This window comes from Polynucleobacter parvulilacunae (genome assembly GCF_018881715.1).
GTDB lineage: Bacteria > Pseudomonadota > Gammaproteobacteria > Burkholderiales > Burkholderiaceae > Polynucleobacter > Polynucleobacter parvulilacunae.
Genome location: NZ_JACVPW010000001.1, coordinates 100,336 through 122,430, shown reverse-complemented (window position 1 = coordinate 122,430; position 22,095 = coordinate 100,336). Strand labels below are relative to the sequence as shown.

The 22,095-nt window shown below is 47.6% G+C and carries 17 protein-coding genes; 10 read left to right on the top strand and 7 right to left on the bottom strand.

The annotated features are described in order from the left end of the window. Nucleotides 1-2: 2 nt before the first annotated feature. The 6 genes from ispH to ICN18_RS00625 all read left to right on the top strand — a co-directional run bounded on the left by ispH (nt 3) and on the right by ICN18_RS00625 (nt 5,740). On the top strand, nt 3-944 hold the full coding sequence (gene ispH, locus ICN18_RS00650; protein WP_216188637.1) for a 4-hydroxy-3-methylbut-2-enyl diphosphate reductase: 942 nt from the start codon (nt 3-5) through the stop codon (nt 942-944). Nucleotides 945-981: 37 nt separating this feature from the next. Beyond that, entirely contained in the window at nt 982-2,154 is a 1,173-nt protein-coding gene (locus ICN18_RS00645) for a branched-chain amino acid ABC transporter substrate-binding protein (RefSeq protein ID WP_216188636.1), read from the top strand. A 74-nt stretch (nt 2,155-2,228) separates the two neighbouring features. Next, a complete protein-coding gene (locus ICN18_RS00640) occupies nt 2,229-3,164 on the top strand; it encodes a branched-chain amino acid ABC transporter permease (protein WP_216188635.1) in 936 nt (311 codons plus the stop codon). A 22-nt stretch (nt 3,165-3,186) separates the two neighbouring features. Continuing rightward, nucleotides 3,187-4,257 (top strand): branched-chain amino acid ABC transporter permease, encoded by a 1,071-nt coding sequence (locus tag ICN18_RS00635; protein ID WP_439650810.1) that lies wholly within the window; start codon nt 3,187-3,189, stop codon nt 4,255-4,257. After that, entirely contained in the window at nt 4,254-5,027 is a 774-nt protein-coding gene (locus ICN18_RS00630) for an ABC transporter ATP-binding protein (RefSeq protein ID WP_216188633.1), read from the top strand. Before ICN18_RS00635 ends, ICN18_RS00630 begins: the two co-directional genes overlap by 4 nt. Then, nucleotides 5,027-5,740: an ABC transporter ATP-binding protein gene (locus ICN18_RS00625; RefSeq protein WP_216188632.1), complete on the top strand. Its 714-nt coding sequence runs from the start codon at nt 5,027-5,029 to the stop codon at nt 5,738-5,740. The genes ICN18_RS00630 and ICN18_RS00625 overlap by 1 nt, the downstream gene beginning before the upstream one ends. Before the next feature lie 24 nt (nt 5,741-5,764). On the opposite strand, the gene ICN18_RS00620 is transcribed toward ICN18_RS00625, so the two are convergent. Further along, nucleotides 5,765-6,958: an acetylornithine transaminase gene (locus ICN18_RS00620; protein WP_216188631.1), complete on the bottom strand. Its 1,194-nt coding sequence runs from the start codon at nt 6,956-6,958 to the stop codon at nt 5,765-5,767. A gap of 65 nt (nt 6,959-7,023) precedes the next feature. Continuing rightward, complete coding sequence (locus ICN18_RS00615; RefSeq protein WP_216188630.1) at nt 7,024-8,064, bottom strand: CDP-6-deoxy-delta-3,4-glucoseen reductase; 1,041 nt, start codon at nt 8,062-8,064, stop codon at nt 7,024-7,026. 36 nt (nt 8,065-8,100) lie between these two features. Here ICN18_RS00615 and ICN18_RS00610 point away from each other — a divergent pair, with 36 nt between their 5' ends. Next, nucleotides 8,101-8,988: an SDR family oxidoreductase gene (locus tag ICN18_RS00610; RefSeq protein WP_216189416.1), complete on the top strand. Its 888-nt coding sequence runs from the start codon at nt 8,101-8,103 to the stop codon at nt 8,986-8,988. Here the strand turns inward: ICN18_RS00610 and ICN18_RS00605 are convergent. The 3 genes from ICN18_RS00605 to ICN18_RS00595 form a co-directional block, all read right to left on the bottom strand. Next, nucleotides 8,969-10,741 (bottom strand): glutamine--tRNA ligase/YqeY domain fusion protein, encoded by a 1,773-nt coding sequence (locus ICN18_RS00605; protein WP_216188629.1) that lies wholly within the window; start codon nt 10,739-10,741, stop codon nt 8,969-8,971. The two genes, ICN18_RS00610 and ICN18_RS00605, sit on opposite strands and share 20 nt — an antisense overlap. A gap of 83 nt (nt 10,742-10,824) precedes the next feature. Next, complete coding sequence (locus tag ICN18_RS00600) at nt 10,825-12,327, bottom strand: tripartite tricarboxylate transporter permease (RefSeq protein ID WP_215358500.1); 1,503 nt, start codon at nt 12,325-12,327, stop codon at nt 10,825-10,827. A 19-nt stretch (nt 12,328-12,346) separates the two neighbouring features. Then, nucleotides 12,347-12,805: a tripartite tricarboxylate transporter TctB family protein gene (locus ICN18_RS00595; RefSeq protein WP_216188628.1), complete on the bottom strand. Its 459-nt coding sequence runs from the start codon at nt 12,803-12,805 to the stop codon at nt 12,347-12,349. Nucleotides 12,806-12,926: 121 nt separating this feature from the next. Here ICN18_RS00595 and alaS point away from each other — a divergent pair, with 121 nt between their 5' ends. Both alaS and ICN18_RS00585 read left to right on the top strand, forming a co-directional pair. Then, nucleotides 12,927-15,551 carry an alanine--tRNA ligase gene (alaS, locus tag ICN18_RS00590; RefSeq protein ID WP_216188627.1) on the top strand — a complete coding sequence of 875 codons (2,625 nt, stop codon included), beginning with the start codon at nt 12,927-12,929 and terminating at the stop codon, nt 15,549-15,551. Then, the gene (locus ICN18_RS00585; protein WP_216859952.1) at nt 15,548-15,793 is read left to right on the top strand and encodes a sulfurtransferase TusA family protein; all 246 of its coding nucleotides are present in this window, start codon (nt 15,548-15,550) and stop codon (nt 15,791-15,793) included. Before alaS ends, ICN18_RS00585 begins: the two co-directional genes overlap by 4 nt. 95 nt (nt 15,794-15,888) lie before the next feature. Here the strand turns inward: ICN18_RS00585 and galU are convergent, their stop codons facing one another. Both galU and ICN18_RS00575 read right to left on the bottom strand, forming a co-directional pair. Then, nucleotides 15,889-16,779 carry a UTP--glucose-1-phosphate uridylyltransferase GalU gene (gene galU, locus ICN18_RS00580; RefSeq protein ID WP_216188626.1) on the bottom strand — a complete coding sequence of 297 codons (891 nt, stop codon included), beginning with the start codon at nt 16,777-16,779 and terminating at the stop codon, nt 15,889-15,891. 28 nt (nt 16,780-16,807) lie between these two features. Further along, a complete protein-coding gene (locus ICN18_RS00575; RefSeq protein ID WP_216188625.1) occupies nt 16,808-19,699 on the bottom strand; it encodes a valine--tRNA ligase in 2,892 nt (963 codons plus the stop codon). A 24-nt stretch (nt 19,700-19,723) separates the two neighbouring features. Between ICN18_RS00575 and ICN18_RS00570 the strand changes: the two genes are divergently transcribed. Continuing rightward, entirely contained in the window at nt 19,724-22,093 is a 2,370-nt protein-coding gene (locus ICN18_RS00570) for a UvrD-helicase domain-containing protein (RefSeq protein ID WP_216188624.1), read from the top strand. Nucleotides 22,094-22,095 lie beyond the last annotated feature (2 nt).

Below are 22,095 nucleotides of genomic sequence, written 5' to 3'. Positions count from 1 at the left end.
GCATGAGCACTACTGATAACGCAGAAATTTTGATGGCTCAACCGCGCGGTTTTTGCGCGGGAGTAGATCGTGCGATCAATATCGTCAATGAAGCGCTGAATCGTTTTGGTGCTCCTATATATGTCCGCCATGAAATTGTTCATAACGCTTATGTAGTGAATGAATTGCGCGATAAGGGTGCGGTATTCGTAGACGAATTGGATGAAGTACCCAAGGGTGGAATCGTAGTGTTTAGTGCGCACGGTGTTTCTCAGGAAGTTCGTAAGGATGCAGAAGCGCGAGGTCTGCAGGTGTATGACGCAACCTGCCCTTTGGTAACTAAGGTCCATCTTGAAGTTGTCAAAATGTGCAAAGACGGCTTTACTGTATTGATGATTGGTCATGCAGGGCACCCAGAAGTTGAGGGCACTATGGGGCAAGTTAAGGAAGGCGTGTTCTTAATCGAAAAAGTCGGGGATGTGAGCTCTCTTCCATTCCCGTTTGATGAAAAGATCGCATTTGTTACCCAGACAACACTCTCAGTAGACGAGACAAAAGAAATTGTCGAAGCATTAACGAAAAAGTTCCCCAATATTGTTCAGCCTCGTAAACAAGATATTTGTTATGCCACTCAGAATCGTCAAGATGCTGTGAAATTTATGGCGCCTCAAGTTGAGGTGGTGATTGTGGTGGGGAGTGCGACAAGCTCAAACTCTAATCGCCTGCGCGAACTGGCTGAAAAGCTTGGTGTTCCTGCTTACATGGTGGATTCACCAGAGCAACTAAAGCCAGAATGGTTTGCCGGAAAGAGGCGAGTGGGTTTAACGGCTGGGGCATCTGCACCAGAAAGTTTGGCGCAGTCGATTGTCAGTCAGATTCAAAAGTTTGGCCCAAGAAGCGTGCGCCCACTAGATGGCGTGGTTGAGGATGTCACTTTTTCTTTGCCTAAAAATTTAGTTGATTAAAGTATTTATGCATCAATTCATAACAGAGGAGCTGTACATGAACAAATCACACATTACAAAAAGCGCTCTTGCTTTGGCGGCGTCAGCTTTGCTGCTAGCCGCTTGTGGCAAAGGTGGCGATAAGTCTGCTGCGGTTCCAGTGGATGCTGTCGAGGTAAAAATCGGTCACGTTGCTCCCTTAACTGGACCGATTGCCCACTTGGGTAAAGATAATGAAAATGGTGCCCGCCTTGCACTTGAAGAAATTAATAAAGCAGGCCTAACCATTGATGGAAAAAAAGTGGTTCTGACTTTGGTTCCCGAAGATGATGCTGAAGATCCAAAGACCGCTACACAAGTGGCGCAAAAATTAGTAGATGCCAAGGTGGTGGGCGTGGTCGGTCACCTCAACTCTGGAACCAGTATTCCAGCTTCACGTATTTATAGCGATGCAGGTATTACCCAGGTTTCTCCATCTGCAACTAATCCTGATTACACCAAGCAAGGCTTCAAGACGACTTATCGCTTGGTAGCTACTGATGCACAGCAAGGTCCGGCATTGGCTAATTACGTTGCCAATACTTTGAAGGCAAAGACTGTTGCGATTATTGATGACTCGACTCAGTACGGTAAAGGCTTGGCTGATGAGTTTGAGAAAACAGTGAAAGCTGCTGGCATGAAAGTAGTTACTCGTGAAGCGAGCAATAACAAAGCCACTGACTTTAAGGCTATCTTGACGAAGATTAAAGGTAGCAAGCCTGACGTCATTATGTATGGCGGCATGGATGCTACTGGTGGCCCATTAACCAAACAAGCTTCTGAACTCGGCATTAAGGCTAAGGTAGTTGGTGGTGACGGCATGTGTACTGAGAAGCTGGCTGAGTTAGCGGGCGAGGCTGTGGTGAACGTGACTTGTTCTGAGGCTGGCATGGCTTTGTCGAAGATGGCACAAGGTGCTGACTTCCAGAAGCGTTACAAGGAGCGCTTTAACTCTGATGTGCAGATTTATGCGCCTTTCACTTACGATGCAGTCTATGTTTTGGTGGATTCAATGAAGCGCTCAAACTCAACTGATCCTGCAAAGATTTTGGCCGCAATGCCAGATACCAAAATGCAGGGCTTGGTAGGTAATATTGCTTTTGATAACAAAGGTGATATGAAAGAGGGCGTAATTACTCTGTATGACTTCAAGGATAAAAAGAAAACAGTGCTTGATGTCATTAAAATGTAATGACGCTTCAATAAAAATTGGCGCCGCTACTGCGGTGCTATTTTTTTATCAAGACCAAATAAATCCCCAGCCCCATGGATATCCTACTTCAGCAGATCATTAATGGCTTAGTGCTTGGCAGCATCTATGCCTTGATCGCTTTGGGTTACACCATGGTGTACGGTGTGCTTGGGATCATCAATTTTGCTCATGGCGAAGTGCTGATGATTGGTGCCATGGTTTCGCTTTCTTTATTGCGCGTAATCCTCAACTTAACCAGTGATTTGCCAGGTTGGCTCACTCTCTTGATCGTGCTGCCAGTCACGATGGCGGTCTGCGCTGGGTTGAGTTACTGGATTGAGCGTATTGCTTATCGCCCCTTACGTAACGCACCTCGTTTAGCCCCGCTGATCTCAGCAATTGGCATGTCTATTCTGTTGCAAACGATTGCGATGATGATTTGGTCGCGCAATCCCATGACTTATCCGCAATTGTTGCCATCCACTCCAATTGATTTATGGGGCAGTGGTGCCACGATTACCGGTAAAGAAGTCGTGATCATCGTAGTGGCCTTGGTGGTAATGGCGGGCTTATTGTTCCTAGTGGAAAAAACAAAACTCGGTAGAGCAATGCGCGCTACTGCTGAGCAAACCCAAATTGCTGCACTGATGGGCGTTAATCCGAATCGCGTGATCTCCATTACGTTTATGTTGGGTGGCGCATTAGCAGGTCTTGCCGGCGTCATGATTGCCAGTAACTATGGCAACGTACATTTTTATATGGGCTTTATACCGGGCCTTAAAGCGTTTACTGCCGCCGTTCTGGGTGGCATCGGAAATTTGCAAGGTGCGATGTTGGGCGGCCTGCTCTTAGGTTTGATTGAATCACTGGGTGCTGGATATATTGGCGAACTCACTGGTGGAGTCTTTGGCTCTAACTATCAAGATATCTTTGCGTTTCTGGTGTTGATCTTGGTTCTGGTTTTGCGACCTACTGGTTTATTGGGTGAGAAAGTTTCTGATCGTGCTTAAAAGCCTTTTCGCTAATCGCCTTATTCACCTTAATCGATCCTCCTATCTGTGGCTTGGAGTTATTGCATTGGTTCTATTGCCTTGGGTTGTGGGTGCTGGTGGTGGCAACTATTGGGTGCGGGTGCTCGACTTTGCTCTGCTCTATATCGTTCTGGCTCTTGGCTTGAATGTCGTCGTGGGTTTTGCAGGCCTTTTGGATCTTGGCTACATCGCCTTTTATGCCTTGGGCGCTTATAGCTTTGCCTTATTGGCTTCCCCGCATCTACCAACTCAGTTTGAGACGATTGCAGCAACCTTTCCGGAGGGTATGCACTTTTCACCTTGGATGGTTGCCGTGTTCTCAATTATTTTGGCTGCTTTATTTGGGTTGATCTTAGGTTTACCTACATTGCAGTTGCGCGGTGATTATTTGGCAATTGTTACTTTAGGCTTCGGTGAAATTATTCGCATTTTTATGAATAATCTTGATCGTCCTTTGAATCTCACTAATGGCCCTAAGGGAATTTCTGGAATTGATCCGATTCAGTTGTTTGGTATCTCATTTACCAAGCCCTTAGATTTAGGTTTTTTTCAGATCCCAGGTTTGTATCTGGTTTTTTACTTATTTCTATTGCTGGCGATTGCAGTGGCAATTACCTGTTTGCATTTGCAAGATTCGCGTATTGGGCGTGCTTGGATTGCGATTCGTGAAGATGAGATTGCTGCTAAAGCGATGGGTATCAACACCCGCAATATGAAGTTGCTTGCTTTTGCGATTGGCGCTTCCTTTGCTGGAGTCGCAGGCGTGTTGTTTTCTGCTTTCCAAGGATTTGTTTCTCCAGAGTCATTTACGCTGTGGGAGTCCATCGTAGTACTTGCTATGGTGGTTCTGGGCGGCATTGGTCATATTCCTGGGGTGATATTGGGCGCAGTTTTATTGGCAGTCTTTCCGGAAGTCTTGCGGGGCATTGCCCAGCCAGTTCAACAGTTTTTATTTGGTCATGTGATTGTTGATGTTGAAATCATTCGCCAATTAATTTATGGCTTAGCTTTAATTTTGATCATGCTTTATCGTCCAGGTGGTATTTGGCAAAAGCGTGGGGGTAGTAGATGAGTTCTCCTCTATTGCTAGATGTGACGGATGTTTCTAAGCGCTTTGGTGGCGTGCAAGCCTTAGACTCTGTTGGCTTACAAGTTGCTCAAGGATCTATTGTGGGCTTGATTGGCCCGAATGGTGCTGGTAAAACCACCTTCTTTAATGTGATCACTGGTTTATATCCAGCAGATTCTGGAATATTTTTGTTTAATGGCAAATCGTATTTTCCAGAATCAGTGTCTGAAGTGACTAAATCTGGCTTGGCGAGAACATTTCAAAATATCCGTCTCTTTGGTGAAATGACTGTTCTTGAAAATGTGATGGTGGGATGTCATTGCCGCACTAAGGCTGGATTGTTGGGGGCGATCTTCCGCTTTCCATCAACTAGGCGTGAAGAGCAGGCCATACGGGATAAGGCATACCAGCTGCTGGCTTACGTTGGTCTCAGTGACTTTGCGCAGATGGAAGCGCGCAATCTGTCTTATGGCCACCAGCGTCGTCTGGAGATTGCTAGAGCCTTAGCCACTGAGCCTAAGCTCCTAGCCTTAGATGAACCAGCTGCCGGCATGAATGCCACCGAGAAATTAGAACTTCGTGAATTGCTATTACGCATTCGTGCTGACGGTAAAACCATCTTACTTATTGAGCACGATGTGAGTTTGGTTATGGGAATTTGCGACAGCCTAACAGTGCTGGATTACGGCAAAGTAATTGCTGCCGGAAAGCCTGCTGATGTTCGGGTGCACCCAGAAGTGATCAGAGCTTATCTTGGCCAGGGAGCTGCTTAATGAGTGCCTTGCTGAATGTAAAAGATCTCAAGGTGTCTTATGGCGGCATTAATGCTGTCAAAGGAATTGATCTACATGTCAATCAAGGTGAGCTCGTTGCATTAATTGGCGCTAATGGCGCTGGTAAGAGTTCAAGTCTAAAAGCAATTGCAGGCTTACTTACCCCTTCTGCCGGTGAAATTGATTTTGCAAATCAGGCGACAAAAAAACTACCTGCTTATGAATTAGTGCGCCTAGGATTGAGTATGGTGCCTGAAGGGCGAGGCGTCTTTAAGCGCATGACGATTTTGGAGAACCTCCAAATGGGTGCTTACCTAAAGTCAGACCCTAAAGAAATTGAGCGCAAGCTTGAAGAGGTGTATTCCTATTTCCCAAGACTCAAAGAGCGTCTATCTCAGCTGGCAGGCACGCTTTCTGGTGGCGAGCAGCAAATGGTTGCAATGGGTAGAGCGATGATGGCCGAGCCTAAGTTGCTGCTGTTAGATGAGCCTTCAATGGGCCTATCGCCGATCATGGTGGAAACCATTTTTGATGTAGTGCGTAGCTTATCTGCCAGCGGGATGACTATTTTGCTAGTGGAGCAGAACGCGCGCCTAGCATTACAAATGGCGGATCGTGCTTATGTCATGGAGAGCGGTTTAATCACTCTCAATGGCTCCGGTAAAGATTTACTGGAGGATCCCCGAGTGCGTGCAGCCTACTTGGGAGAATAAGTAGGCGGTAGGTAACAACAATTCTTAAGCCACTTCTTTGAGTAACTCACGCAGCATATTGCACATCTGACGAATTTCATCATCAGACACATTCAGGGCTGGCATAAAGCGTAATAGATTTGGTCTAGGGGAGTTGATTAACAAGCCTTCAGGGCTGCGATCGCGAGCTAATTCAACCAGTTTTGGACCAATATCTTTTCCGAGCATCAGTGCACGCAATAAACCTTCGCCGCGCTCTCCTTCAAGATTGAACTCTGTTGCCAGTTTGAGTAATTCAGACTTGAGTAACTCACCTTTGGCTTTAACACTATCTAAGAATCCTGGAGCTAATAGCTGCTCAATAACGCTAATGCCTACTGCAGTCATGAGTGGGTTGCCGTTATAGGTGCCACCTTGATCGCCTGGCACAAAGCAGGCTACTGCATCCGTTGCCAATAGTGCTGCTAAAGGGACACCACCACCAATACCTTTACCCAAGGTCATGATGTCTGGCTCAATACCATAGTTTTGGTAAGCAAAGAGGGCGCCAGTACGGCCGCAGCCAGCTTGCACTTCGTCGGCAATCAAAAGAATATTATTTTCTTTAGTGAACTGGCGCAGCTCGCGCATAAATTCTTGGGTGACTGGAATGACGCCGCCTTCACCCTGCACGGGCTCGAGCATTACTGCGACTGTCTTGTCAGTTACCAGCTTTTTAACGGAATCTAAATCATTCAAGTCTGCTTTAGGAAAGCCTGCAACTTGTGGGGCAAACATCGTATCCCAGTTCGGCTTTCCGGAGGCACTCATTGTTGCCAATGTGCGACCATGAAAACTGTGATCAAAGGTGATGATCTCAAACGCACCAGATTTATTGAGTTGACCCCATTTGCGGGCTAACTTGATTGCACCTTCATTTGCTTCAGCACCGCTATTGGCAAAGAAGACTTTGTCAAAGCAGCTATTTTCTGTGAGCAGATTAGATAAACCAATCATGGGTTCGTTATAAAACGCAGGACTTGGATTGATGAGCTTCTTTGCTTGCGCATTGAGCGCCTCAATCATGCCTGGATTGCCATGACCCAAGCAATTGACTGCCCAACCTTGCAGGAAGTCTAAATAGCGTTTGCCATTGTTGTCTGTTAGCCATGAGCCCTTGCCTTCGACCATAGTCACTTCAGGGCGTGGGGTAATGAACATCACTGAATGGGTGTCAATGGCTTGAGCTGGCTTATTCATGCTGATTTAGTGGTCAATAAGGTCAAAAGAAGTATCTATTATCTAACTGAATGGGTTTGCAGTCTCTAAGCCGTTGCTAAATCAGCTGCGCTGGTAAAGGAGTCGGCAAAGAATTCTTCTTCAGGTAGCTGGCACTTGGCTGAGAAGTCATTTCTGGCTGCATTGACCATCACTGGAGCCCCGCAAGCGTACACCTGGAAATCCTTCATATTGGGATGGTCTTGCATCACGGCTTGATGGACAAAGCCAGTGCGACCTTGCCATGCGTCTTCTGCTAATGCATCAGAAATCACGGGGATGTACTTAAAGTCAGCAATTTCTTTTTCCCAAGATTTGCATAGCTCGTCCAAATACAAATCGCTTGGGCGACGGCCACCCCAGTAGAGGTGAATTGGCCTTGCAATCTTCTTGGCTTGCATTTGTTCAATGATCGACTTGATCGGAGCAAAGCCTGTACCAGCAGCAACAAAGATAATGGGTTTTTTAGAATCCTCTCTCAAGAAGAAGCTACCTAATGGACCCTCAAAGCGCAAGATATCTTTTTCTTTCAATGCTGGTGTAACAGCACCAAATACAAAGTCGGTGAACAGGCCGCCAGGTAAATGGCGAATATGTAGCTCAAGCGGACCTTCTTGCTCAGGCGCGTTGGCAATAGAGTAAGCGCGGCGTTGGCCATCCTTTAGTAGAAATTCTAAATACTGCCCCGCCAGAAACTGAAAGCGTTCAGCGGCTGGTAATTGGAGTTTGAGGATAGCCACATCGTTGCTCGGTTTGTTAATGGCATTGACTCGGCAGGGCACTTTTCGAATAGCAATATCACCTGCCCCTTGTACTTCACGGGCTTCAATGAGGAGGTCGGATTGTGGGTGAGAACAGCAAAATAAAATTCCACCGGCGGTTTCATCGGCTTTGCTCAGAGCACTTTCGCTATGCTGGCCATGCGTCACTTGACCCTCTAAAACTTTGCCTTTACAGGAGCCGCAGGCACCATTTTTGCAGCCATAAGGTAGGTTGATGCCCTGACGTAGAGCGGCCTCCAGGAGGTTTTCATCTGGATTGACGGTAAATTGTTTGCCGCTCGTTTTGAGCGTGACTTGATAAGACACTCTCATTCCTTTCAATAAATCGTTACGATGTCATTTATGCAATCTTTTGGTAAACCTTCAATCCTGATTATTGGCTGCGGAGATATAGGTCTTCGGGTAGCTAAACAGCTTTCTCGAAGTCACCGTGTATTTGCACTCACTTCTCAACAGAATCGCTTTCAGGAGTTGAGGGAGGTTGGCGCGACTCCGATTTTGGGTAACCTGGATCATCCAGAGTCTTTGTGGCGCCTCAGTGGTTTGGCTCAAACCGTCATTCATTTGGCGCCACCTCAAAATGGTGGAAATCGTGATTGCCGAACCCGCAACCTACTCCGAATTTTAGCCCAAGGATCTGATGCCGTCAGGCGCCTGATCTATGTCAGTACTACAGGGGTCTATGGCGACCACAGGGGCGGTAAAGTGAGTGAGGTGACCCCAGTTAGCCCGCAAAGTGAGCGCGCGCAAAGAAGGGCGGATGCCGAGAGGATGCTCCGTTTATGGGCGCCTGCGCATGGAGTGACTCTAACGATTTTGCGGGTTCCTGGGATATACGCTCTTGACCGCCTGCCGATTGAGCGGCTGCAAGCTAAAACACCAGCACTGCTCCCCGAAGAGGATGCCTATTCCAATCATATCCACAGCGATGATTTGGCGAGATTAGTTTGCGCAGCGATCTATCACGGTAAGCCTCAACGCGTGATTAATACCTGTGATGGCGGCGAAACCAAGATGGGCGATTACTTTGATGAAGTTGCAGATGCTTTTGGTTTGGAGAGACCAACTCGATTGCCTGGTAACGAGTTGCAAAAAATCGTTAGCCCAATGCTTTGGTCTTTTATGCGTGAATCACGCAGAGTGACTAACACGCGTTTGCATGAACTGAAAACACCACTACGCTATCCCAGCGTAGGACATTTTCTGAAAACTATTTCCAAGAATCCTTAAGGCCAACCGTGCGGTTAAACACCGGCTTGCCAGGTTTGGAGTCATTCTTATCAGCAACAAAGTAGCCATGACGCTCAAACTGAAAGCGATCTTCAGGATTGACATCTTTCATGCAAGGCTCCAAGTATGCGGAAATCGTTTGCATGGAGTTTGGATTAATGGCATCAAGGAAATTTTTATCGCCGCTATCTGGATGTGGATCGCTAAAGAGGTGATCGTATAAACGTATTTCTGCTGGGATGGCCTCAGCTGCGCTGATCCAGTGAATATTGCCCTTAACCTTATAGTTATTGGAGCCAGCAGTGCCGCTCTTGCTATCAGGGAAGTGGGTCACATTGACTTGAGTGACATTACCTTGCGCATCGGTTTCAAAACCAGTGCACTCGACCACAAAGCCATGACGTAAACGTACACGGCTACCGGGTTGATCTCCGATCGGTGGATGCAGTCTGAAGAATCCCTTAATAGGTTCTTGCATAAAGTCATCCGCCTCAATCCACAACTCACGTGTGAAATTAAATTCACGATTACCCCACTCGGGATGATTAGGGTGGCGTGGCGCAGAGCAAGCCTCTTTTGCTGAAGCGTCAAAATTTTCAACAACGAGCTTGAGTGGTTTTAACACCGCAGTAGCGCGTGGTGCTCGCACTTCAAGATCATCACGAAGCGCTTGATCTAGCGTGCTCATATCAATCCAGCTATCCGCTTTGGAGACACCAATGCGCTCGCAGAACAAGCGAATACTTTCCGGGGTATAGCCACGACGACGAATTCCAACAATCGTTGGCATGCGCGGATCATCCCAACCCTCAACGTGTTTTTCTTCCACTAGCTGCAAGAGTTTTCGCTTGCTGGTGATGGTGTAAGTCAGATTAAGACGAGCGAATTCATATTGATGTGGCACTGGATCTTTAAAGACGCCCAGTTCTTTGAGGGAATTCACAATCCAGTCATAGAGTGGACGGTTGTTCTCGAACTCCAGCGTACATATGGAGTGAGAGACATTTTCTAGTGCATCCGAGATGCAATGCGTGAAGTCATAAAGCGGGTAAATGCACCACTTGCTACCTGTGCGATGGTGATCGGTATGACGGATGCGATAAACCACGGGATCGCGCATCACGATGTTCGGATGCGCCATATCAATCTTCAGGCGAAGAACATGTTCACCATCTCTAAACTTGCCATCGCGCATGTCACGGAACAGTTGTAGATTTTCTTCTGGGCTGCGATCGCGATAAGGGCTATTTTTTCCAGCTTGGCCAAAGTTGCCGCGATTGGTATGAATGTCATCAGCACTTTGACTATCCACATATGCTTTACCATGTTGAATCAGGATCTCAGCAAACTCATAGAGTTTGTCAAAGTAGTCACTTGCGTGATACAGATGAGCTCCCCAATCAAAACCCAACCACTTCACTGCATCCAAAATACTGTCAGCGTATTCCACATCTTCTTTGACTGGATTGGTGTCATCTAGACGCATATTGCAACGAGCACCACCAGCTTGATTGTTGTAATCAACAGCTAAACCGAAGTTGAGGCAAATACTTTTGGCGTGACCAATATGCAGGTAGCCATTTGGCTCTGGCGGAAAACGGGTGATGATGGATGGGATAACTTCCCCAGCCAAATTCATGCGTTGCGAAAATGCGCCGCTTGCCAAGTCATGATCAATTATCTGACGTAGAAAGTTAGAGGGCTCAGCGATTGCGCTGGCGGCTGCTTTAGAGGATTTACTATCTTGGGACATAGCCATATTGTAGAGAAAACCCCCGCCCATAAAGAAAAAGCCCGCAAACAGCTGCGGGCTCGTTTCTGTGCGGCGTAAAAGTATCAGTCTTCGACGAATGCCTCTTCGCGAGTCTTCTTAACCGCAGGCAGGGCTACGATCACCACTAAAAGGGCTGATGCAATGAGTAATCCCAAAGAAAGTGGACGAGTCAGGAAGGTAGTGAAATCGCCGCGGGACAACAATAACGCGCGGCGGAAGTTCTCTTCCATCATTGGTCCAAGCACAAAGCCCAAAAGCAATGGAGGCGGTTCACAACCCAGTTTGAAGAAGAGGTAACCAATGATGCCAAAGGCAGCGGTCACATACACATCAAACACAGTGTTGTTTACGGTGTAGACACCGATACAGCAGAAAACCAGAATGGCTGGGTACATGAAGCGATAAGGAATCTTCAGTAACTTTACCCAGATACCAATCAAGGGCAAGTTCAAGAGAATCAACATCACATTACCAATCCACATGGAAGCGATCAGACCCCAGAACAAGGCTGGGTTGCTGGTCATTACCTGGGGACCTGGTTGAATGTTGTGAATAGTCATCGCGCCAACCATCAAGGCCATCACTGCATTTGGTGGAATACCCAAAGTCAACAATGGAATAAATGAGGTTTGAGCAGCAGCGTTATTAGCTGATTCAGGACCAGCAACACCTTCAATGGCGCCTTTACCGAACTCATGGCTGTACTTAGAGGATTTTTTCTCAACCGAGTAAGCGCCAAAAGCAGCAAGTGCTGCGCCACCGCCCGGCAGGATACCTAGAATCGAACCAATTGTTGTGCCGCGCAAGATGGAGGGAATCATGCGCTTGACGTCTTCCTTGGTAGGAATCATGGTGGTCATCTTATTGAGAAAGCCTTCATCCTCATCCGTCTTCTCAAGGTTGCCCATGATTTCTGCGAAACCGAATACGCCCATAGCAACAGCAACGAAACCAATACCATCACTTAACTCAGGAATATCAAACGCATAACGCGAAACACCAGAGTTAACGTCAGTACCGATCAAGCCCATTAGAAGACCCAAGACGATCATGCCAATCGCTTTGATCAAAGAGCCGGATGCCAATACAACCGCACCGATCAAGCCCAGGATCATCAGAGAGAAGTACTCAGCTGGACCAAACTTAAATGCCAACTGTGAGAGTGGTGCAGCAAAAGCGGCCAACACTAAAGTTGCCACGCAACCTGCAAAGAATGAACCCATGCCGGCAGTGAACAGTGCAACACCAGCTCGACCATTTCTGGCCATTTGGTAGCCATCGATCGCCGTCACCACCGAGGACGTCTCTCCAGGGATATTCAACAGAATCGCTGTTGTAGAGCCGCCGTACTGTGAACCGTAGTAAATACCAGCCAACATAATCAATGCAGCGATTGGAGGCAGGGCATAAGTAGCTGGCAACAACATTGCAATCGTCGCGATTGGACCCAAGCCTGGCAATACGCCAATCAGGGTTCCCAATACGCAGCCGATCAGACAGTAAAGAAGATTTTGTAATGTAAACGCGGTATCAAAACCGAGAGCTAAGTTAGCGAATAAATCCATTTTTTAGTATCCCGGCTCGTTATTGTAAGAAGAAAGGCAGTAATGGGAACTGTAATTTCAGACCCATAACGAATACCGAGTAAGTGAAAACAATTAGAAATATGGCATTAACTAAAGTGCCCTTCCAGTGAAATTCATGGCTTGCGCTGGCTGACATAAATACCAAAACAAAGACGGCTACGATAAAGCCCATCGTTGGCAGGAGGATACCGTATGCAATGACGGATCCAGTAATGAGGCCAATAACCTTCCAATTGAAAGGAGGGATTTTTTCAATCGCTGCTTTAGCGCTGAGCGACTTCACTAGGATGAGTAAACCCAGCGCTGTCATTACTAGGCCGAGCCAGAATGGAAAGTATCCAGGCCCCATTTTGGCGGCAGTTCCCATTGGGTACTGGGTAGCCATGAAGGTAAAAAAGAGACCAATGACCATATACATTAGGCCGGCCCCAAAATCTTTTTGATTGCGGATTTCCAAGTTGCGCTCCTTATTTACCGACTTATTTGTCGATTTATTGATGTTGAGCGATTGTAAGGCAGGATATGGGGATCTTGTCTAGGGTTTGCCCTAGAGAGGTGCCAATGCGATAATTATTGCCATGAAAGTCTCCCAAATTCGCCAGGCTTACCTGGATTTCTTCGCCCAAAAAGGCCATCAAATCGTCCCATCCAGCCCAGTAGTGCCGGGGGATGACCCAACCCTGCTATTTACGAATGCGGGTATGAATCAGTTCAAAGACGTGTTTTTGGGATTTGATAAGCGCCCTTATAGCCGCGCTACGACTGCCCAGAAGTGCATCCGGGCCGGTGGAAAACACAATGACTTGGATAACGTGGGCTATACGGCCCGTCACCACACCTTTTTTGAAATGCTCGGAAATTTCTCCTTTGGGGACTATTTCAAGAAAGATGCCATTCAATTTGCCTGGGATTTATTAACCCAGGTATTTGAGTTGCCTAAAGAAAAGCTTTTGGTAACCGTTTATGCGGAAGACGATGAAGCTTTTGAAATTTGGAATAAACAAATCGGCGTGCCTGCAGATCGCATCATTCGCATTGGTGATAACAAAGGTGCACGTTACGCATCCGATAATTTTTGGATGATGGGCGATACAGGACCATGCGGTCCCTGCACTGAGATTTTTTACGATCACGGCGATCATATTCCTGGCGGCCCTCCTGGAAGTCCGGATGAAGATGGCGATCGTTTTATCGAAATTTGGAATAACGTATTCATGCAATACAACCGCGATGAAGCTGGTGTAATGCATCCGCTGCCGAAGCCTAGCGTGGATACCGGTATGGGTCTTGAGCGTATTGCTGCTGTTCTACAGCATGTGCACTCTAATTATGAAATCGACCTCTTCGTCAATCTCCTTAGGGCTTCCAAGGAGGCGGTAGATGCCGCTGGTGGTGAGAACTGTGACCCACAAAGCCCATCACTGAAAGTGATTGCTGACCACATTCGTGCGTGTAGCTTCATTGTCGTTGATGGTGTCATTCCAGGTAATGCCGGTCGTGGTTATGTATTGCGTCGCATTGCGCGTCGCGCGATTCGTCACGGTTACAAGTTGGGTGCACGCAAACCGTTCTTCTATCAGTTGGTGCCTGCGCTTGTTAAAGAGATGGGTGAAGCCTATCCAGAGTTACGTGTAGCACAAGACAAAGTCAGTGAAGTCATCAAGCAAGAAGAGGAGCGCTTCTTCCAAACGATTGCTAATGGCATGGAGATTTTGGATGGTGCTTTAGCTGGTGGTGCAAAAGTGGTTGATGGCGAGACTGCGTTCCGCTTACATGACACTTTTGGTTTCCCATTGGATTTAACTGCTGACGTTTGTCGTGAGCGTGGTGTAACAGTTGACGCTGAAGGCTTTGAGGTGGCGATGCAAAAGCAGCGCGATCAAGCAAGAGCTGCAGGCAAATTTAAGGTGGCTCAGGGTCTAGATTACAAGGGCAAACCTACGCAGTTTCATGGTTATGACACCTTAAAGCATGAGGGCGCCAAAGTGACTGCACTTTATGTGGATGGTTCTGCCGTGCCGTCAGTGAAGGCGGGCGATGCTGCCGTGATTGTTTTGGATAACACCCCTTTCTATGCTGAATCTGGTGGCCAGGTTGGTGACAAGGGCGAGTTACGCAACGAGAGCATCCGCTTTGCAGTGGAAGATACCTTCAAGATCCAGGCCGATGTGTTTGGTCACCAGGGCGAAGTCCTTGAGGGCGAACTCAAAGTAGGTGACTCAATCAATGCATTGGTTGATACCCAACAAAGAACCGATACGATGCGCAACCACAGTGCTACTCACATCTTGCATAAAGCATTGCGTGAAGTATTAGGTGACCATGTTCAGCAAAAAGGTTCCTTAGTAGATGCTACTAAGACCCGTTTTGACTTTACGCACAATGCGCCGATTACAGCAGAACAAATTCGTCGCATTGAAGATATCGTGAATCAGGAGATTTTGGAAAACACGGCAACCTCAGGCAAAGTGATGTCTTTGGATGATGCGCAAAAGACAGGCGCCATGATGCTCTTTGGCGAGAAATATGGTGATGAAGTGCGCGTGTTGGAAATCGGCTCTTCTAAAGAGTTGTGCGGTGGAACTCACGTTGGACGAACTGGCGACATCGGTAGCTTGAAGATTGTTTCTGAAGGCGGTGTTGCCGCTGGCATTCGTCGTGTTGAGGCGGTTACAGGAAGTAATGCACTGCATTTCTTGCAAGGCTTAGAAGATAAGATTAATGAAGCTGCAGCGATTCTGAAAACCCACCCAGGGGATTTGGTAAATCGTGTTGCACAACTTCAAGATAGTCTGCGTCAAGCCGAACGTGAATTAGAAAAAGTGAATTCCAAGTTAGCCGCAAGTCAAGGCGATGAATTGGCTGGTCAAGCTATTGATGTAAATGGTCTTAAAGTACTTGCTGCTCGACTTGATGGGGCAGATGCTGGCGTGCTTCGCGAAACCATGGATGCCCTCAAGGCAAAGCTCAAGACTGCAGCCATCGTGTTGGCCTCAGTGCAAGGCGATAAGGTAAGTCTGATCGCTGGCGTGACGTCTGACTCGATTGGCAAAGTGAAGGCAGGCGATCTCGTGAACTTTGTAGCTCAGCAAGTGGGCGGTAAAGGCGGTGGTAAGCCAGAGATGGCGATGGCTGGCGGAACCGACCCTAGTAAGTTGGGTGCAGCGTTAGATGGCGTTAAAAACTGGATAGCCAGCAAATGAGTGAGTCAGTGAATATTGCCTTTAACGCAGAGGTAGATGCGATTGGGATGAATTGCCCATTACCTATCTTGCGAACCAAAAAAGCGTTGGCAACTATGCAGTCTGGCGAAGTCTTGAAGATCAAGGCAACAGATGCTGGCGCCGCTCATGACTTTCCTGCCTTTGCTAAGCAAACTGGTAACGAGTTGCTCGCAAGTACTACTGAAGGCGATGTATTGGTTTTCTTTATGAAGCGTAGATAAGAAAAAGTCTGACGTTCATGCTTCTAAAAAATAAGTAAGCAATCAATAAAAAAGCAGAGAACAATCTCTGCTTTTTTATTGCCTCAAAAGAGTGGCTACTTTAAAGACCAGCTTCTTAAGTATTCTGCGAACTCAGCGCCTACCTCTTGATGGCGTAGAGCGAAATCTACTGAAGCTTTGAGATAGCCAAGCTTGCTACCGCAGTCATAGCGTACACCATCATATTCATAGCCAAATACAGGATCTTCTTTTAGCAGGGCTGCAATGGCATCGGTGAGTTGAATTTCTCCGCCTGCACCTGGTTTTACATTTCGAATGTGATCAAAAATTTTGGATGAAAGTACGTAGCGGCCAACAACTGCAAGGTCAGAAGGGGCATCAGCTGGCTTTGGTTTTTCAACGATGCCGTTGAGACGATAGATGCCTTTGCTGACTGCATCCCCTGAGATGATCCCGTATGAGCTGCTTTTGGAAGGATCAATTTTCTCTACTGCCAAGACGGATCCCTGCTGTTCTTCGTGCACCTTTAGCATTTGTGAGAGTACTGGAGGCTGACCATCTAGGAGGTCATCGGCCAAAATAATTGCAAAGGGCTCATCGCCAACTAATTTTTCAGCGCATAAAACAGCATGGCCTAGCCCCAGGGGTTCAGATTGCCTAATGTAAACACAATCAACATTGTCTGGCTTCACGCTTCTAACGAGATGCAAGAGATCCTGCTTATTCTTGGCCTCTAATGCCGCTTCTAATTCATACGCTTTATCAAAGTGGTCTTCAATCGCGCGCTTGCTGCGGCCTGTAACGAAAATTAACTCAGTAATACCAGCTGCAATGGCTTCATCGACTGCGTACTGAATCAGCGGCTTATCTACGACATTCAGCATTTCTTTTGGGCTGGCTTTAGTAGCGGGTAAAAAGCGTGTACCAAATCCTGCAACAGGAAATACAGCTTTCGTTACTTTTTTGGAGCTGAAATTCAATGCCATGAATGATCCGTTCTTTTTGCTGGATGATTTATTTAAGACGCTCTAATTGTGCAACAAGCTTCTCATGATTTTGCTCAAAGCCGGCAAGGCGTTGTTTTTCTTGGGCAACAACCTCAGCTGGGGCGCGAGCCACAAAGCTTTCATTGGTCAATTTGCCTTTGGCTTTATTGATTTCGTTAGCTAAACGCTCAATTTCCTTACCCAGTCGAATGCGCTCAGCAGCCACATCCACCTCAATCTTGAGCAAGAGTTTGATATCGCCTACCAAAGCAATTGGTGCGCCAGGCGCATCTTTTTCTAAGGCGGATTCATCGCTGTAGATTTTGACTTCAGCAAGCTTAGCCAGCGCCGTTAAATAAGGCGTCGCTTTTTCCAAGAATGCTTGTGGCCCAAAAATCCAGAGTGGTACTTTTTGACCTGGGGGAACTTGCATCTCGCCACGCAGGTTGCGGCATGCATCCACAATTGCTTTGATCTGTGCTACCCAAGCTTCACTTTGCTCATCAATTTTTTCGGGCTGAGAAACTGGATAGGGTTGAAGTGCAATCGTTTGTTTTGTTTGTTTGGCTAGTTCTTTTCCAGACTTCGGTCCGACGGTTTGCCAGAGTGTCTCGGTGATGAATGGAATCAAAGGATGCGCCATACGCAAAATAGTTTCCAAAACACGCAATAGGGTGCGGCGAGTGGCGCGTTGCTGTGCTGGCGTACCAGTTTGCAACTGAACCTTGGCGAGCTCTAGATACCAATCGCAATACTCATCCCAAACAAATTGATAAATGCTGCTGGCAATATTGTCAAAGCGATAGTTTTCAAAGCCTTTAGCAACATCAGCTTCAGTTCTTTGGAGTTGGGACACGATCCACTTATCTGCAGGCGAGAAGTCTAAATAACCATCAGGCCCACACTGGTTGTCACAAGGAGCTAAGCCATTGTCTTCATCACTGCCAGAACAGTTCATGAGAACAAAGCGAGTTGCATTCCATAACTTGTTACAGAAATTACGATAGCCTTCACAACGCTTTTGATCAAAGTTGATATTGCGGCCAAGCGAAGCCAGGGAGGCAAAGGTAAAGCGCAGGGCGTCAGTACCAAAAGCTGGAATACCGTCCGGAAACTCTTTCTTGGTCTTCTTGCCAATGCTCTCAGCTTGTTTTGGATTCATGAGACCAGTAGTTCGCTTGCCTACTAACTCTTCAATCTGAATGCCGTCAATCAAATCAATTGGGTCCAAAGTATTGCCCTTGGACTTGCTCATCTTTTGACCTTCGGCATCACGTACTAGACCATGTACATAGACCGTATGAAACGGCACCTTTCCAGTGAAGTGGCAAGTCATCATGACCATGCGGGCTACCCAGAAGAAGATGATGTCAAAACCAGTAACGAGGACGGATGAAGGTAGGAAGTGATTTAAAGCAGGCGTTTCTTCAGGCCAACCTAATGAGCTAAATGGAACGAGGGCGGAGCTGAACCAGGTATCCAGAACGTCAGGGTCACGGTTGAGTTTGCCGGTGTACCCAGCTGCTGCAGCTTTCGCCTTGGCCTCTTCTTCGGAGCGCCCTACAAAAATTTGCCCATCATCGCCGTACCAAGCGGGGATTTGATGGCCCCACCAGAGTTGACGCGAGATACACCAGTCTTGAATATTGGCCAACCACTGGGTGTAAGTATTGATCCAGTTTTCTGGAACGAGCTTGATATCACCTTTGGTAACGGCATCTAAGGCTGCACCAGCAATGGATGAGCCCGGTTGATATTTATTATCTGGACTTGGTTTAGACATCGCCACGAACCATTGGTCTGTAAGCATCGGCTCAATAATGGTTTGAGTGCGATCACCGCGCGGCACCATCAATTTATGGGGCTGAACTTTTTCAAGCAGTCCGACGGCATCTAAGTCGGTAACCACTTGTTTGCGGGCTGCAAAACGTTCCATGCCTTGATAAGCGGCGGGAGCATTCTCATTAATCTTGGCATCCAATGTCAGGATATTGATCATTGGTAGTTGATGGCGTTGACTAACTGCATAGTCATTAAAGTCATGTGCAGGAGTTACCTTTACAACACCAGTACCAAAGTTCAAATCAACATAGTCATCTGCAATGATGGGGATCTGGCGGTCGCACAAAGGCAGGTTGACTGATTTGCCGATGAGGTGTTTGTAGCGCTCGTCTTCTGGATTCACCATAACAGCAACGTCACCCAATAAGGTCTCTGGGCGAGTGGTGGCAACGGTAAGGTGGCCAGAGCCATCAGTCAATGGATAGCGGATGTGCCACATTGAGCCATCCTCTTCTTCGCTCACCACTTCTAAATCGGAGACTGCGGTACCTAACACTGGATCCCAGTTCACTAGACGTTTGCCGCGATAGATCAGACCTTGCTCGTGCAAGCGTACAAACACTTCCACAACAGCTTTGGACATCTTGCTGTCCATCGTGAAATATTCTTTACCCCAATCGATCGATGCACCGAGACGACGAATTTGGCGAGTAATGGTATTGCCGGAAGTTTCTTTCCATTCCCATACTTTTTCTAAAAACTTTTCACGACCTAAGTCGTGGCGAGATACTTTTTGCGCGTCGAGTTGGCGCTCAACAACAATTTGTGTAGCAATACCGGCGTGATCGGTACCAGGTACCCATAAGGTGTTTTTGCCTGACATGCGGGCGTGACGTACCAAGCCGTCCATGATGGTTTGATTGAAGGCGTGCCCCATATGCAGGGTGCCGGTCACATTCGGTGGTGGTAGCTGAATAGAAAAATCACCCTTACCCTCATCCATGGTGGAGTCGGCAATACCCCGGCGCTCCCACTCAGGACCCCAGTAGGCCTCTATCGGGGCGGGTTCATAGGATTTAGCGAGCTCGTCCGCTGAGCTGGCCGCTGGAGAATTAGGGGTATTTGAGGCATTTGGCATAAGAGGCAAATTATAATTGGGCTGATGTACTCAGACTTGCTCGCGAACCTCAATCCAGAACAGCGCGAGGCAGTGACCCTCCCGCCCGTAAATGAAAATGGCCAGGCCCAATCAGCCTTGATTTTGGCTGGTGCAGGGAGTGGCAAGACCCGCGTCCTCACCACCCGTATAGCCTGGTTGATTCAGACCGGCCAGGTATCCCCAATTGGCGTCCTAGCGGTGACTTTCACCAATAAGGCTGCCAAGGAGATGATGCTGCGCTTAAGCGCGATGTTGCCGATTAATACCCGGGGTATGTGGATTGGCACCTTTCATGGTTTGTGTAACCGTTTATTGCGTGCCCACCATAAAGAGGCAGGTCTGCCATCGACTTTCCAGATTTTGGATACCCAGGATCAACTCTCTGCGATTAAGCGCCTTTTGAAGGGTTTAAAGGTCGACGATGAAAAGTACCCTGCTAAGCAATTGCAATACTTTATTGCGCATGCCAAAGAACGTGGGCAGCGTGCAAAAGACTTAGCCGTTGGCGATGACTTCCAGGCCAAGATGGCGCAACTCTACGGTGCTTATGATGAGCAGTGCCAGCGTGAAGGCGTGGTTGATTTTGCTGAGCTCTTATTGCGTAGCTATGAATTGCTAAAACATAGTGAAGCGATCCGTACTCACTATCAAGAGCGCTTCCGTCACATTTTGATTGATGAGTTTCAAGATACCAATGCTTTGCAGTATGCATGGCTCAAATTGTTATCCGGTCACGACGCAAGTCGCATCAATGTCAGCGGCATGGGTAGTAGTTCTGTATTTGCAGTAGGCGATGATGACCAAAGTATTTATGCATTCCGTGGTGCGGATGTTGAAAATATGCGCCTCTACGAAAAACAATATCACCCCTTGATGGTGAAGCTAGAGCAGAACTATCGCTCTCATGGCCACATCCTCGATACAGCAAATCACCTCATTGCAAACAACTCTGAGCGTCTGGGTAAAAACCTACGGACCGATGCTGGTCATGGCGAGCCAGTCCGTATCTACGAGGCGCCTAGCGATCATGCTGAAGCAGCTTGGTTGGTTGATGAGATCAAGGCTTTAGTCAATAGCGGCATCAAACGCACTGAAGTAGCTTTGCTCTATCGCAGCAACGCACAGTCACGCATCATTGAACACGCATTATTTTCTGCAGGTATTCCGTATCGCGTCTATGGTGGTCTGCGATTCTTCGAGCGCGCTGAAATTAAACATGCACTGGCTTACTTGCGCTTGCTCGAGAACCCGAATGACGACACTTCATTCTCTCGAGTGGTGAATTTCCCAACGCGTGGAATTGGCGCAAGATCGATTGAAGCATTGCAAGATGCAGCGAGAGCGCAGCAGTGCTCTTTATATTTAGCGGCCTCCACCTTAGAAGGTAAAGCAGGTGCAGCGCTCGGTGGATTTGTGCGATTAGTGGATCATATGCGCGAGGCAACCCGGCACAACACTCTCCCGGAAACGGTTGAGTTTGTCATTCAGCATAGCGGTTTGATTCAGCACTACCTTGCAGAGCGTGAGGGTCAAGATCGCGTAGAGAACTTGCAGGAATTGATTAATGCTGCCACTGCATTTATTGCCGAAGAGGGTTATGGGCAAGATGCTGCAGCCGCGATGCTGCCGGGTGAGAATGCCCTGGGCGTAGTAGAAGTGTCACCCTTAGCTGCCTTCCTGTCCCATGCCTCATTAGAGGCAGGGGATAACCAGGCTCAAGCCGGTCAAGATGCGGTACAGCTGATGACAGTGCACTCGGCTAAAGGTCTGGAATTCACCTCTGTGTTCATTACTGGTCTTGAGGAGGGTTTATTTCCTCATGAGAACAGTGTGAATGAGCAGAATGGTTTGGAAGAAGAACGTCGCTTGATGTATGTGGCGATTACTCGTGCCAAAGAGCGTTTATATCTTTCACACACTCAATCACGCATGTTGCATGGCCAAGTACGCTACAACATGCCTTCCCGTTTCTTGGAAGAGCTTCCATCAGATGCATTGAAATGGCTCACACCTAAAGCAAGAGATGCGCGCTGGGGTGGTGGCAGTAATTCAAGATCGGGATCAACTTGGCAAGATGGTTACACCCGTCAACGCGAGTATGAATCGAATGACTTTTTTGATTCAGGCTCTGAGCGTCAGAGACCGGCTAAGCGAGTTGGATCTGCTTCAATGGAAGTCAAGAGATTAGCTTCGCCACCACGCGGAAATTATCCATTCACGATTGGGCAGAATGTGTTCCACACCAAATTTGGTGAAGGGCGCGTGACCGGTCTAGAGGGTGTGGATGCGGATGCACGTGCGCAAGTCAATTTCAAGCGTCACGGCATCAAGTGGTTACAGCTGAGTATTGCGAAGCTTGCTGCGATTGATTGATC